Below are 463 nucleotides of genomic sequence, written 5' to 3'. Positions count from 1 at the left end.
CAATAGCGCCGGTAGGGCAAAGGGTTATACAGGCAACACATTTACCACAACCTTCGAACGTGTTTTCATCATCAATAGGCAGTGGTAAATCTACAAATAACTCGCCTAAAAAAAACCAAGAACCAGCCTCTTTATTGATTAATAAAGAATGTTTACCTCGCCAGCCAAGCCCTGCTTTTTCAGCTAATTGACGCTCAAGCACTGGCGCTGAATCAACAAAAGGCCTAAAGCCATAGTCACCTACCTGCTGTTCAATTTTTTTACCTAATTGCTTGAGCCGATTACGCATTAATTTGTGATAGTCACGGCCAAGCTCATAGCGGCTGATATAGGCTTTCTCGTTATTTTTAAGGTTTTTGGCAAAGCCTGAATCTGGCGGCAGGTAATTCATTTTTACTGAAATAACTCGTTGCGTGCCAGGGACTAGTTCGCTAGGGCGGGCGCGTTTCATTCCATGTGCAGC

General features: G+C 43.8%; 1 protein-coding gene. It reads right to left on the bottom strand.

Annotated features, from left to right (window positions below; all coding sequences use genetic code 11):
- Nucleotides 1-463 (bottom strand): tRNA epoxyqueuosine(34) reductase QueG (gene queG / locus PSH48_RS20925; protein ID WP_273612315.1); only part of this gene is annotated, 463 nt, incomplete at both ends.

The sequence above is a fragment of the Pseudoalteromonas sp. Angola-4 genome (assembly GCF_028599265.1).
Classification (GTDB): domain Bacteria; phylum Pseudomonadota; class Gammaproteobacteria; order Enterobacterales; family Alteromonadaceae; genus Pseudoalteromonas; species Pseudoalteromonas atlantica.
This window is presented reverse-complemented; position numbering and strand designations above follow the sequence as displayed.